The sequence below is a fragment of the Paraburkholderia fungorum genome (assembly GCF_046026025.1).
GTDB classification, from domain to species: Bacteria; Pseudomonadota; Gammaproteobacteria; order Burkholderiales; family Burkholderiaceae; genus Paraburkholderia; species Paraburkholderia fungorum_E.
Genome location: NZ_JAQQFL010000004.1, coordinates 26682 through 40313 on the forward strand (window position 1 = coordinate 26682; position 13632 = coordinate 40313).

Genomic DNA, 13632 nt, shown 5'->3' on the forward strand with positions numbered 1-13632 from the left:
TGGGTCCGAGGTGCCCAACGTGTCCAGGGTTATTCACTAATGCCCCGACAACAGGGACAGCACCGAGGACTTGATTAGTTCTTTGGCCCCATCTTTAAGAGCATCCTTTCCGACATCGAGGAACACATCGCCGATGCTTCGGTTCCTTTCTTTCAGCGATCTGGGAATTTTCTGAAGCGCCGCGAGCCCCTTGCTTGTCAAGCAGCAGCCACTAACCGGTGTGTATGTCGGGGTAATCGATCCACGGATGTAGCCTTCTTCAAGCAAAAAATATGCTGTGTGATTGTAGAGGTCAACCAGATAGAACCAATGGTTCATTTCATCCTGCCACCGCTGCTCGTCATCCTCTGAGGCGCGCGAATCCGGTGGCATCGGAAAGTCACCGGCGCACAGAGAAATCTTGTTGGGGAAATTGCGATAGAGCTCGGCAAGAATCGTGGCGACGGCAATGTTGAAATCGTCTATGTTGCTGCTCATTTTCGTCGCCAAACTAGGTTGGTGGCCATGGCTAAAATTCATGTATGCTGGATCCTGGAATGCGAGCAATTAAATAAATCCACTGCGCGAAGAAGATCGAAGCATAATCTGATCGGTGAACGCTGGAGACCCAAAATGCAAATGATTCCCGTTAGATCAAGCGCGATTCGCGCGGTGGGCTATGATGCGGCAAGCATGCGGATGACGATATTGTTTCAGCAAGGACACACATACGACTTTTGTCGTGTTCCAGACCAAGTCTATCGCGGATTGATGAGTGCATCGTCTATGGGCAGCTACTACAACAACTTCATCAAGGATAGATACCACTGTTAGCTTTACGTCCGAGCCCTCGCGACGACAAAACGCCTTCAATATGACTGTCCGCTACTTTCTTGACCTGCCCGTCTATCGGATAACAGAAGATCGATACTACAGCGACCGGGCAGCACACGTTGAACGGATACTGTTCCCGCCTGATGCGTCATACAGTGAGCGGCGACGTGCAGACGAGAAGAAGAATCCTGGTTCGCTTGCCGGTATCAGAGACCACTTTGAGAAATCATACGGCGGCTGCTGGCGATACAACGAAATCATCGGCTACATCCGCCTGCATTTTCTGGGGCCACAGGTTCGCGGCGAATACTACGGCGTCAACCGTCGTCGCATTGTGCGGACTCGGACGCGGCGGCTTGAGTATAGAACGTGGAAGCTTGCGCCCGAAATGGACATTCCGCGAGATGCGACAGACGACGATATATTTTCTGCGGTAAAGGAATACGTCAATGACTGCCGCGCCGAAGTTAAGGGGCGGTTTATTGACGATAGTCAGCTAACCATGCTCGGACCACATATCAAGTGGCGAGAGCTTTATCAAAGCGGGATGTAGCGATTGACTTCGACATCGCCCCACGGGCTGACCGATACGAACCTCATCGAACAATGAGCCGCATCCAACGGCTCATCTTCTTTGTCCAATTGATGTTGCTGTGAGACGAACCGTAAGTGCATGTAGACGCTACCTATAACGTCGGCACGCATAACCCAGAAAATGAAGACACTCTTCGAACTCTTCACGTCGCCGCTCAGCGATTGATCCCGGCCCAAACATCCGGTGCATCTCAGGGTGCATGACCGAAATTTCGGCGGTCTTCATAAGACGATTCGCGAGCTCACTCACCTTGGGGTTTGCCTTGCTGCTACGAGCGGCATGGTATGTCTCGACTGCAAGTTCATAGACCCACGGAAAGTCGTCTCGAAACAAGCTGCCCGCCATGAGGATAGCCACCGGATCATCAGGATCTCCACCAGCATGTTCCGCAAGTTCTGAGAGCATCCTTGGGGGCAACCGGCGAAATCGCTTCGTCGGTGGAGGCCTTTCCATACGATGTGCGACGCGACTTGGAAGATCCTGATACATCAACTTGATTTCTTCAAATATCTTGACGACAGACGTCTCGTCGGATTCTGCCTTACTCACTTCAGTTTCAGGCTGATTGCCGTCTAGAATCGTCTTGACCTTGGCCTTAAAGATGACGACTTGGTCCCGGACGACATCTTGGTCCGGCTCTGCATTTGGTATCCGCTTAACGAGTTGGGCAACTAGGCCGATTAAAGAGTGCTCTTCATCATCGCTATTCTGGAACTGAGCAAACGGCCCAGTGCTTGCCTTCGCGATCGGTATTCCCAGAGCCAGGCCATGCACCGGTGTGTCCAACTTACCTTTTGCGACCCCGGCCTCATACAGAATCCATGGTCGGTTCACGCTGGATGGCGTCAAGAGGCAAACCACATCCGATGCAGTCTCAAGCTTCTTCATGATCTCGGGATACCATTCCACCCCGTATTCGATTCCTTGAGTTCCGCGTTTATCCGATGAACGGAACGACTTCAAAACGCCTGCACTCACACTGCTGAGTAGCTTACTAAAAGCCTCTGCAATCGCCGCATCTCGCGTGTCGTGACTTATGAAGACAAGCGCATTTCGGCTCTTCAGCTCTTCGCCAGCACGATTGTCAGCAACAGTAGTTTCGTTCCCCGCCATGTCGGTCATCCCCGTTTTTATGTAATCAAAGCCGCCTGCGTTCAGGTCACCCGGTAGCGGGTATTGGCAATCTACCATAGCTACCATGCATAAACAGCCTGTCCGGGCGATTCCGCCAAGACTTGCGGATGCTACAACGAGAACATCCACCAGCGACTACGAGTCACGTCCCTCAGTCGTTTTCTTGCATCGCGCATCGCAGTCACCTCTTCCTTGAATGTAGTGTCCGCCAATGTTTTCTCGTGAGGATTCAACGCGCCAGACGACTCACCGGCCTCCAGCCTGAGTAGGACCCTTCGAGTCATCTCAATCATTACGGCAACCTGCTTGACCGCATCCACGGATTCAATCTCATGCAAAGGGATTTTGCACAACGTATCGTATGCGAATCTAATTTCCTTTGCGTTCAACGTCACAAAGAAATCGAACGCAATTTCGTCGTCCGGCACGCTCAACCGACGGGTGACGGCCCTGATTCCAAGATCAACGATTGCGGCAAGTCCTTTGATCCTGTTTCTACGTTGTAGTGTGGACTGGTAGTGCAGCAACAACGCACCCGCCAAGATCGCGATAATCGCTCCGACTGCCTGAACCCAAGCTGCCGTCCCAGGATGACATTCAAACCAGCCGCCGCTGCAAACCATGTATACATCCCCTTCTTCGTCTCGTTTTTGGGTTTAAGAATTTTTCGTTGATGCGGTTCGGCCGGTGACAGGATGACCAGGCCGCAACACTGGTTTAAAGGTTCACCTGCACAGCACACGCGAATTCGCTAACACCGAGCTCGGACTGCACTTTTAGATGATGCCCACCCTGTTCGCCGTTGCGAAGCACTAAAATCCTCGTGCCATCTGAAATAGTTGTTCATACCAGACGAACGCATATCCGTTGACTAGCAGGAACGACAGAATGCTTAGCAAAGTCAGCGTGAAACAATTCCTGAGCGGATTCCTATACTTCCTCGTCACAATTGCGAACCATCGCGCGATTGAGCCGGACGAAGAGACAGCAAGGCGCAGCATCGCAAGATAGTGGACGAGCGAAAGCACCATGCGAACCTGCACATAAAACAGCACGAATACACCCGCGACATGTGTGATAAGCCATGTCAGGTCTTTCCACCCGACCCATCGTAAAAACACGCCAATCCGTTCCTGCCTCAATACGTCCTGATACGACCCGAAGGCCTGCGGCGCATAAGTCGGACGCAGTGCGGAATCAAGCAGCACGAAAGACAGGACGCCGACACAGAATGTAAAGAGCAGATACAGGGTCCATCCGCTACGGTCAATCGCATCAATCTTGTGCGCATACAGAGTCGCACCGACGAACAGCCCGATCGAGAAGCAAACGACGGACACAGCAGCCAGCAGAACCTGCTCGCGCCAGTATACGAATCCGAAGCATAGCAACACCATAACGATCTGGCCGAACACCATCGTATCGCTGTCGTCGCCAGACGACGTATTTCTCTGTCGGGTGTAATCGGAACGCGGCACCGGAACTTCAACTACCTTTCCGATGCGGACACTCGCTGCTGGTAGTGTTTCCTGCCTTCCAAGCAACCGTGAATACAATTGCCCAACGGGATAACCCACCAGCAGAAAGAAAAGTCCAATGATGAGGTTGTCCTGGTTTCTGAGTAAGAAATCGAGCATTTGTTTCCCCTAGCCTATTCTGTTTTTCGTCGATGCGTGCGGAAAATCAGTGCGACCGTTGATGATACAAGATCGCCGGACCGATGAGAATTACCGTTTGTCGGATGATCCTTGCAATCACAAAAAAATCCGGTATTGATATAAGAAGCCGAACAGAGCAGAACCTAAGCAAGTTCAACCTTTAACACGATATCCACAGTTTCACAGTGTCATCGTGTTAAAGAATATTTCTGGGTTCCCCAGTCCCATGAACAGCACACCTGCGATACAGGCATGGACAGCGCAACGCACGGCCCAATAACCATAACTACAGGAGCCGAAATGCAATACGAATACAGCGAGGCCGACGCCTCAATCAAGAAACAAGCCGGTCAGTCCGGTATCGACGGAAACATCCACCGAAGAACCAAACGGGTTGAAATCCGTGTCAGCCTGCAAGAACACACGACTCTCGGCGAGAAAGCAATCGCAGCCGGTTACGACAACCTCGCCCAATATCTTCGCGAAACCGGATTAAGGGGCGACGTATCTCACCCGAGCAACGATGAACTCGCATGGTTGCAGACCATCAACCTCATCGGGAATTATGTCGCCGAAATCGCCGTGCAACTGAAGGACGGTCGCGAGCCCGATGAAGAAGTCCTGCTGGTGCTCATGCAAGTTCAGGACATCGCAGAAGAAGTCTGGAAGGAAGTGAAGCAAGGGAGAGCCACGGGCACTGCATGATCGTCCGTGTATTCAAGGCGGGGATTTCGCGCGGCGAGTCCCCTGTCAACTATCTGATGAGTGACCGCGACCATACCGGCCAGCGGCGTGCCGTTGCCCCTGAAGTTTTGGAAGGCAGTCCCGACCTCACTATCGCCGTCATCAACAACATCCAGCGAAAGCATAAATATGTTTCCGGCGCGATTGCGTTTCGCGATAACGAGCAACCGACCCGCGAGCAGATGAAGCAGGTTATCCAGTCGTTCAAGCAGAGCGTGTGCCCCGGCCTTGGACCGAAACACTTCAATTGCCTGTTCGTCATGCATCTGGACAAAGGTAACACCGAGATTCACTTCGTTATCCCCATGACCGAGATGTCCAGCGGCAAGCGAATGAACATCCATCCGCCGGGCAAGCAAAACATACAGCTATACGAAGCCTTCACACAGGTGACGAATCATCAGCTCGGCTATGCCCAGGTCGTGCCCGATCCGCTCAAGCTTGCCCTCAGCGATTTCGAGCGACACACCCCGGAAGGCAAGACCGACCGCAGCAACAAAATGTATCTGCACAAGCGACTGACGAAGGACATCCGTAGCGGACAGATAGCAAACCGCGACCAGTTATGCGAGTTCCTTACCGAACAATACGGCGTTGAAGTCACCAGAAAAGGTCGCGACTATCTTTCGATGAAGTTTCCCGGTGCGGCAAAGGCCAAACGCTTTCGTGGTCCGCTCTATAACGCAAATTCCAACTATGCCGAGCTCGTCACTGCTGCCCGTAACGCGAAGCAGGAGCACCACCTGTCGCCCTCTGAATTCCAGCAGGCATGCACGACATTGGGCCAGCTCGTTGAAGTTCGCCGTCAGTTCAATGTGAAAGCCTACCTGTCACCCCGCGTGCTTCGTAGCCATCGGTTCAAAGCGGCTCGCGAACGGCAAACATACAAACCAATAACAACAAACCGTAAGGAGACCAGCAACATGAAATCACAATTTACCGCCATCAAACTCATCGCTCAGCAGACATTGCAGGAAGCCCGAGCCGTCCACGCAACCCGTCCGACCACCTGGACCACCCGCGACAAGGCCGCCATCATCGGCAGTATGCAAAGCATGCGGGAGCAAGCCATGCACGGTGCCGATACACCATCCGATTCAGGTGTTTTCAGCGATATCGAGGCCGCCATTGGTGAGGTTCAATCAAACATCAACGCGGCGACGGCGGACATGAATTCGGCCAGGACACCGAAGCAGCGTAGCGAGGCTGAACGACGCCTGGCGAAACTGATGGAACAGAAGGCACGGTTGCAGATGCAGCTTGGTCAAGCAAGGATTCGCCAACTGAACAGTCTGTCCGGCATGAAGGGAAATTGACCAACCGACGCCGCGCGGACTGGACAGCGGAAACCTTTATCGAATAAGGCCGCGTCCAGGGTGTCCAACGTGGCCGGGGAAATTCAGAGTCTTGTCGTCATTCGAGTATCATCGCATCTTGATTGCCCTTTCGCCAGAAGCCCGCCAATTTCCGCCAATCGTACCGTTCGGCCGAATGGCGGGTTCAGTCTGGTAGGGTGCATTCCAGCAGCTTGGCCGAACATAATGCTGGGATAAGATGCTTGATTTCTGCGATCCAAAAGGTCTCGGAGATGGTGCCGCCTCAGATTTGCGTATCGATATAATAAAAGCACGCATCAATTTCAATCCGATAACAACGCCGCGTAACACCACGAAAAAGAGGGGCCAATGTCCAGTCTGGAGAATCGCGCTAATGTTCTGGGAGATGTCCGGGCAGAGAATGACCAGCAGATGCTTGATGCGGCGTTCTTCGAATGGCAAGACTATAAGATTCTGTTCGAAGCTGACGATAGATTCGTTGTCGTTGGGCGGCGCGGAACTGGCAAGAGCGCGCTCACTTACCGCCTCGAAAAAGAGTGGCGAGAAAAAAAATATTTTGTGATCGTAGTTGCCCCCGAAGAGGAGGACGTCTTTGGTTTGAGATCGGTCGCCGCGCGATTCGGGACGTCCGTAACTAGGGTTAGAGCAGCGATCAAAACCGCTTGGCGATTCGCCATGGCGATGGAAATCGCTTTGCGGCTTCACAAATATTACAAAACTCAAAAAGCGATCAGCGAGTCAAACGTGCAGCTCCCGATGTTTAAGTGGGAGAGAAGCGGATCGAACATCATTGCCCGCCTCAGAACAACTCTCAAGGAATGCTTGCGACCCGACGAGTCGGCAGACGAAGCCGTAGCGGAGCTTGCGTCGCGGCTTGACGCAAACGCCTTAGTAGCTGAGGTTGACGGAATCCTATCCCGACTGGATCGGAAGGTGATGGTGATCGTTGACAGATTGGACGAGGGGTATGAGTCCGATGACATCGGAATTGGTATTGTTGACGGCATCATATACGGGGCCGACGATCTAAGGAACCGAACCAGCAACATCAAGTCTGTGCTTTTCCTAAGGGACAATATTTTCCGCGCGATACAGGTTGCCGATCAAGACTTCACGCGTAACGTAGAGGGTAGCGTTCTACGCTTGCACTGGGACACACAGGAATTGTTCTACCTCGTATGCAAGCGATTGCGGGTGGGGTTCAGCCTCAACATTGAAAGTGACATTAAGCTTTGGAACAGCATCACATCCAATGAGCTTCACGGGCGAGAAGGCTTCCGGACTTGCTTGAATCTGACGCTGTATCGGCCTCGCGACCTGATTTCACTCTTGAACACCGCTTTTCATAACGCGCGAAAACAGGACCGGCGAACCCTGATTCCAGAGGATTTACAGGTCTCGGCGACCCACATCTCATCGTTGCGATACGACGATCTCCGGAAAGAATATTCATCTGTATTCCCCGGCATCGGCGAGGTCACAAAGGCGGTGGGTCGCTGCGGACCGAAGCTTACGCTTGAGGAGGGTGTCGCAGCGCTCAATGAGCTCACTGAGACAGAGGGCTTAGACCGCGACACGTATCTGCATATGAAGATTCTCGGAGGTTCGGAAGAAGTGTTGAAGACGCTATACGGAATCGGGTTCGTTGGCATAGAAGATGAAATAACGGGCAACTACCTCTTTAGCCATGATGGGAAGAAACCGGAGCGATTGTTCGATCCCCGTGCGAAGTTGCTTGTTCATCCTTGCTACTGGAACGCACTTGGTATACAAGACGACGGTGCTAGTGGCGTAAATGCGCAAGAGATATTTGACGAATACGAGATAACTATTTCTTCCCAAGTTAAGGAGCAACGTGATGTACGAATTGGGAGAATGATTAGTGAACTCAATCAAATTAACACCGGACTGGATGATGCAGCGCAGTTCGAAGACTGGTGCAAACGCGCGCTCGATCTAGTCACTGCGCGACAGCTAAGCAACATCCAACTAAAGCCCAACGGAAATGCGACGTCTAGGCGTGATATCGTCGCGACAAACAATGCGACGGAAGGATTTTGGAGGCGGATTCGCGAAGACTACGGATCGCGTCAAGTAGTATTCGAAGTAAAAAACTACGAACATCTTGGAGTCGACGAGTATCGGCAGGCGAACTCTTACCTAGTCAACGAATATGGACGTTTTGCCTTAATCATCTGCCGTGATAAAAAAAAGGAGCTTTCCAAAGGCGCGGACTTGGACGCATTCCGAGAGTTCTATCAACTTCATAACGCTATGATTATCAAAGTGACTGCAAGCTTTATCGTATCGATGCTGTCGAAGCTTCGGAGCCCACAGAAATACGATACCGCTGATGAGCAACTAGAAAAACACCTTGACACCCACATCCGACTTTATGCTTCTGGACAATCGGATGTTGCTCCGACGAGAAAGAGTCGTCGCAAGGTGTGACCGGCTGCCCAGCATTCAAATCTGCGGGGATCAAGCGTCTGTATTAGGAATTCGGCAGACGTTCAGTTTCAAGCCGTGAGTGACTCCGTTGGGTTGCGGATTCAACCGCTCAAACACAGTCTATCACTCTAATTCTTGAATTTTCCTTGGACACGTTGGACACGTTGGACCCAGCCATATGCAGCAATGCTTTGAGGTGTCCGAGGTAGCCGTCCGGCATAACGAACCGGTTTGTAGTTGGACAAGATAGCGGCGTTCCTTGCCCTCACCACGGCGACCGCCTGTCGCTCTTTCCGAAATGCAGCACGCGATGTTGAGCTTCAGCCACTGCATACACCGGGGCACTTGAAAGCTGTTGTTCGTGCAGATCAAGAATCCTGGTAATCGCCAAACAATCGGCCTCTTCAATGACCCAGATTTCCTTTCTTGCATTGTTTGCGGCAGCATCCAGAATCCGCTCTGCATCCAGATACAACTCGTCGTTCGCAGCACCGAACCCTGCCTCCTGAAGATACCAGGCCAGATAAAGTGCTTTCACCAGTTCCGCGAGCAAATTGCCGTTACCTTTACCGGCCCGAAATGCTGCTAAAGCAAGATGCCAGTGCAACGATTGCTCGCGCACATAAGCAGCCGGATGCGGCAATAGCATGGCCTTGCCCAGCGGCTTTCTGGGCGACTGACCGGTTGCTGGCCGTTTTTTGCGATTCTGTGGCATGGATTGGGCGATCCGGCTCGGGCCGTTTAAAACCGGGCATCGTAATCCATTTATTAACCGAAAGAATGTCTGGAAACTTATCTAACGAAATTTACAGATATGCGACCCGCATAGTCAGATTCAAAAGTTCATGCACCTCACACTTACTGACATTGAATAGCTGGCCGATTCATCTGAAGTTTCGTAAAATCGCGCGATAGCGGGTGGCTTGATTGGCTAACAAGAAGAGGCGGTATGGGTGCACAGGACATCATCGGGGCGATAACTGGCGGACTCGTCCAGAGTGACCGCCTGCTGAAGCTGGATACCTCACTGGGAAATAATGTCCTGGTGCCCCAGCGGGTCGTCGGTCATTCTCGAATCGGCCGTCATTACGAGTTCACGGCGGATGTCGTTTCCACATCCGGCACGGTTGAACTCAAGGCGCTGATTGCCCAGCCGGTTACGCTTTGGGTCCAGCAAACGGACAGGTCTTATCTGCATCATCATGGATACGTGCACACCGCCCGCCGCCTTGGATCCGATAGCGGGCTCACGAGTTATCAGATCGGCTTTGCGTCCTGGATGCATTTTCTTCGTTTCCGCAAGGATGCACGGATATGGCAGGACAAGCCGGCCGACGAAATTCTGACCGATGTCTTCAACATGCATCCGCAAGCCCAAGGTGCATTTCGCTTTGCATTGAGCAAGCCGCTGCCCTCACGTTCATTCTGCATGCAATACGAGGACGACTGGAATTTCGTCCACCGGCTGATGGAAAACGAGGGGCTATTCGGCTACTTTGAGCAGGCGAGCGACGGCAAATCGCATACCCTCATCGTCACGGACAGCCTTGACACGTTCCAGCCTCTTTCACCGCAGACAGTTCAGTTTTACCGCGCCGGCACGAACAGCGAAGCCGATGCCCTGGTTCAGTGGTCGGGCACGCGAACACTGCAAAGCACGACACTCACAACCCGCACCTTTGATTACAAGGCACCCGCCTCCCCCACCTTTGCCAAGGGCACGAACGTCCCGACGCTTCCTACGCAGGGAAACTTGCCCCAGCAGGCTGAAGTATATGAATACACCGGGGCCTACACCTACGGCAAGCAGGATCGGGGCGATGCCCTTTCCAAAATCCGCATGGAAGAATGGGAATCGCGGGCAAAGCGGTTCTCTGGCTCGGGTGGCGTGCGTGGTGCGGATGCAGGTCGCTGGTTTGAGCTTGACGACAACCCCGGCCATGCGACAGACAGCCAGCAAAACCGCCAGTTCGCAATTATCGAGACCAGATGGTTCATCGAGAACAATCTGCCGGTGTCCAGTCAGGCAACCGATTTCCCGCACGGTCTGAAAAGCGAATTCGCCGCTGCGAAAGGTAACCGTGCCGGCCTGAAAGTCACACACGCGGACGGCAGCGAAGGTTTCTTCCTCGTTCAGATCGAAGCCCAACGCAAGGTGGTTCCGTATCGCAGCCCGTTTGAACATAGCAAGCCGGAAATGCATTTGCAGTCAGCGATTGTCGTTGGCCCTGCAAACGCGGAGGTCTATACCGATCCGCTGAATCGCATCAAGGTCCGTTTTCATTGGGATCGCCTCAACGAGGCTGACGAGAAAGCATCGTGCTGGGTGCGTGCCGCGATGTCTGATACGGGCGGTGGATACGGCGGCGTGCATGTCCCAAGGATCGGCGAAGAAGTGCTGATTAGCTGGGTAGACGGTGATTGCGATAGACCACTAGTCACGGGCCGCGTCTACAACGGCCAAACGCAACCTCACTGGCATTCCAACGGCCTGTTATCGGGCTACAAGTCCAAGGAATATCAGGGCAGCGGCTACAACCAGATGGTAATGGACGACGCTACCGGCCAGAACCGCGTTCAGCTTTATTCAACGAGCACGAATGCACATTTGCATTTGGGTTACCTGATCGACCAGACCGGGAACAGCAGGGGCAGCTATCTGGGTAGCGGCTTTGACCTTAAATCGGATGCCTACGGTGCGATGCGTGCGGGCCAAGGTTTGTATGTCACCACGTATCCGGCGACCAGCCAGCCGCTGGATGCACGGCAAACGACCTCGCAGTTAGTGAATTCGGAAAGCGTGCTGGAAGCGATGTCGAATGCCAGCACGACGCATCAGGCAGAAAGTCTCAAGGATGGTTACGACTCTCTGAAGTCATACACGGACGCGACACAGAGCAGCGTGTCGGGTTCGTCGTCGGGCGGAAATACGGCTGGCGGTGGAACCGGGAACGCCAATGCGTTCAAGGAACCGGTCATGCTATTCGGTAGTCCGTCAGGCATTGCCCTGTCCACGCAGAAATCGGCCCATATTTCCGCCGACCAGCATGTCAACTTCGTGAGCGGTCAAAGCACACACATCGCGACCGGCAAGTCGCTGATCGCAAGCGTTGCCGAAAAGCTTAGCCTATTTGTGCAGAATGCCGGGATGAAGCTCTTCGCGGCCAAAGGTAAGGTCGAAATCCAGGCCCACTCGGACGATATCGAACTAACCGCTCAAAAGACGGTGAAACTGCTGTCTGCAACGGAAAAGATTGAGGCGGCGGCGAAGCAGGAAATCCTGCTGACATCCGGTGGTGCATACATTCGCATCAAGGACGGCAACATCGAAATTCATGCACCGGGCAAGATTGATATCAAGGGTGCACAGCATAGCTTCAATGGGCCTGCGAATATGAGTTATGCGTTGCCGTCTCTTCCTCTTTCTTCGGACGAGGAGATCATTGAACAGAGCTACGTATTGCTGGAGAACGGAACCACGCCGGTCGAAGGTTATCACTATGACCTTTATAGCGATGGTGGACTCCATACGAAAAAAGGCCAATATTCTTCCGGCGAAACGGTGAGCGTTTCAGGGCAATCTTCCCTGAAACTAGTCACATGGATCGCAGGCGACTCAGCAAGGAAAAGCGTATGAGCAGTTCCAATCCCTCGGACGCACAGCTACCCGCCAGTGCTCCAGCGGCGGCACAGCCTATCGATGCGCAGACGAGACTACTTGCGGCGATGGCATACGGAGAAGCATCTTTACAGGACAATTCCGATGAAATGATGGCTATCGCTAGCGTGCTCGTGCGGCAACGTGATGCTCGCGGCTATTCCGACATGTCCACGTTTACAAAAAATGATCCAACGTTTTCGTTCGTGGTTGGTGATGGCAACGCTCGCTACAACAAAATGATGAAGGCGACAGAAGTCCAGATCGGGAAGGATCCTGCCATGCAGGCCGCAATCGCCGCCGCACGCAACGCGTTGGCAAACGGCCCAGATAAATCGAACGGTGCTTACTTTTGGGATGGTGCCGACATTAAGACAAATTACGAAAACCATTTTAAAGTACGGCACGGGATAAAAATTACCGATCCGAGTCACAATATTTATGACATCAAGGATTCCACTAAGCTGGTAATTTTATACAAAATTGTAAAGACAAAGGATAAAAAAACCAAAAAGGTGAAAACCGAAAAAGTGGAAACAGGGCGTTATGATCACGTTTATGATTCAACGGCAGGAATTGGCGGCACAATTTTTTGGAAATACAATCAGCAATACTTGGACGTTACGGGCGGGAGTGAGTATCGATGAAGAGCGGATTCGCAGCACTGATCATGGTTGCGTCCAGCATAGGGTGGGCCGCCTCTCCGAGTGAAGACTTGGTTAAAAGCTGCCTTCTGGCGCGGCCGGTTGCGTCCTCTATCACCCTCCGAAACATCAACGCGGACGAGGTCTTGCAAGAGGATGACTACGCAGACGGATTCAATGCAAGCTATATCGTTAAATACAGAGGATCCGATATAGGTTACGCCGAAGGAAAGTCGGATCAGGCGTTGATATACTCTGGGAAGCTCTACCGGCTGTCAAAATCTACACCCATAGGGAATAACAACGAGATAAAGCCAACGGCATTTAATCCAACGTTGGCACAATGGAGTCTCGCCAAAGAAGGAAAATACCAGTATTTATGTGTTGGCTTCAATTTCGACGGACTCGGACAGAGCGGCTCTTTTCAAAACGTGCATGGCGGCTATCTCTTGAATTTGAAAAATAAAGATTTATATTTTGCCGTGCGTGATGTCGGCCAATAATTACGCCACAGAGCCCACACTGAAAATTTCCATGGATACTCGTTCGGCAGTGCCGGAAGCTGCGCGAGCCCGCTGATGGCACTCTGGGACGAATT

Annotated in this window: 13 protein-coding genes; 8 read left to right on the top strand and 5 right to left on the bottom strand. The window is 52.5% G+C overall.

Annotation, left to right across the window (positions count from 1 at the left end; translation table 11 throughout):
- Positions 1-36: 36 nt before the first annotated feature.
- Positions 37-477, bottom strand: a complete 441-nt coding sequence (locus PQR67_RS06235) for a hypothetical protein (protein WP_408455951.1) — start codon at positions 475-477, stop codon at positions 37-39.
- A gap of 141 nt (positions 478-618) precedes the next feature.
- On the opposite strand from PQR67_RS06235, the gene PQR67_RS06240 reads away from it, so the two are divergent.
- Together PQR67_RS06240 and PQR67_RS06245 are read left to right on the top strand one after the other, a co-directional pair.
- Complete coding sequence (locus PQR67_RS06240) at positions 619-813, top strand: KTSC domain-containing protein (protein WP_286165978.1); 195 nt, start codon at positions 619-621, stop codon at positions 811-813.
- A 40-nt stretch (positions 814-853) separates the two neighbouring features.
- A complete protein-coding gene (locus PQR67_RS06245; protein ID WP_408455954.1) occupies positions 854-1366 on the top strand; it encodes a hypothetical protein in 513 nt (170 codons plus the stop codon).
- A gap of 129 nt (positions 1367-1495) precedes the next feature.
- Here PQR67_RS06245 and PQR67_RS06250 read toward each other — a convergent pair whose 3' ends face one another.
- The 3 genes from PQR67_RS06250 to PQR67_RS06260 all read right to left on the bottom strand — a co-directional run bounded on the left by PQR67_RS06250 (position 1496) and on the right by PQR67_RS06260 (position 4179).
- Positions 1496-2608 (bottom strand): toll/interleukin-1 receptor domain-containing protein, encoded by a 1113-nt coding sequence (locus PQR67_RS06250; RefSeq protein WP_408455957.1) that lies wholly within the window; start codon positions 2606-2608, stop codon positions 1496-1498.
- A 44-nt stretch (positions 2609-2652) separates the two neighbouring features.
- On the bottom strand, positions 2653-3165 hold the full coding sequence (locus tag PQR67_RS06255; protein ID WP_408455960.1) for a hypothetical protein: 513 nt from the start codon (positions 3163-3165) through the stop codon (positions 2653-2655).
- A 189-nt stretch (positions 3166-3354) separates the two neighbouring features.
- The gene (locus PQR67_RS06260) at positions 3355-4179 is read right to left on the bottom strand and encodes a hypothetical protein (protein WP_408455963.1); all 825 of its coding nucleotides are present in this window, start codon (positions 4177-4179) and stop codon (positions 3355-3357) included.
- A 321-nt stretch (positions 4180-4500) separates the two neighbouring features.
- Here PQR67_RS06260 and PQR67_RS06265 point away from each other — a divergent pair, with 321 nt between their 5' ends.
- From PQR67_RS06265 to PQR67_RS06275, 3 genes are all read left to right on the top strand, one after another.
- Positions 4501-4905: a plasmid mobilization protein gene (locus PQR67_RS06265; RefSeq protein ID WP_408455966.1), complete on the top strand. Its 405-nt coding sequence runs from the start codon at positions 4501-4503 to the stop codon at positions 4903-4905.
- On the top strand, positions 4902-6260 hold the full coding sequence (locus PQR67_RS06270) for a relaxase/mobilization nuclease domain-containing protein (RefSeq protein ID WP_408455969.1): 1359 nt from the start codon (positions 4902-4904) through the stop codon (positions 6258-6260). Before PQR67_RS06265 ends, PQR67_RS06270 begins: the two co-directional genes overlap by 4 nt.
- 369 nt (positions 6261-6629) lie before the next feature.
- On the top strand, positions 6630-8732 hold the full coding sequence (locus PQR67_RS06275) for a P-loop ATPase, Sll1717 family (RefSeq protein ID WP_408455971.1): 2103 nt from the start codon (positions 6630-6632) through the stop codon (positions 8730-8732).
- Between the two features lie 265 nt (positions 8733-8997).
- On the opposite strand, the gene PQR67_RS06280 is transcribed toward PQR67_RS06275, so the two are convergent.
- Positions 8998-9447: a hypothetical protein gene (locus tag PQR67_RS06280; RefSeq protein ID WP_408455974.1), complete on the bottom strand. Its 450-nt coding sequence runs from the start codon at positions 9445-9447 to the stop codon at positions 8998-9000.
- A 234-nt stretch (positions 9448-9681) separates the two neighbouring features.
- Between PQR67_RS06280 and PQR67_RS06285 the strand changes: the two genes are divergently transcribed.
- From PQR67_RS06285 to PQR67_RS06295, 3 genes are read left to right on the top strand one after another with little or no spacing between them, the layout of a single operon-like run.
- On the top strand, positions 9682-12369 hold the full coding sequence (locus tag PQR67_RS06285; protein ID WP_408455977.1) for a type VI secretion system Vgr family protein: 2688 nt from the start codon (positions 9682-9684) through the stop codon (positions 12367-12369).
- Complete coding sequence (locus PQR67_RS06290; protein WP_408375519.1) at positions 12366-13037, top strand: hypothetical protein; 672 nt, start codon at positions 12366-12368, stop codon at positions 13035-13037. The genes PQR67_RS06285 and PQR67_RS06290 overlap by 4 nt, the downstream gene beginning before the upstream one ends.
- Positions 13034-13537, top strand: coding sequence for a hypothetical protein (locus PQR67_RS06295; RefSeq protein WP_408375518.1), 504 nt, complete (start codon positions 13034-13036; stop codon positions 13535-13537). Before PQR67_RS06290 ends, PQR67_RS06295 begins: the two co-directional genes overlap by 4 nt.
- The last annotated feature ends 95 nt before the right edge of the window (positions 13538-13632 follow it).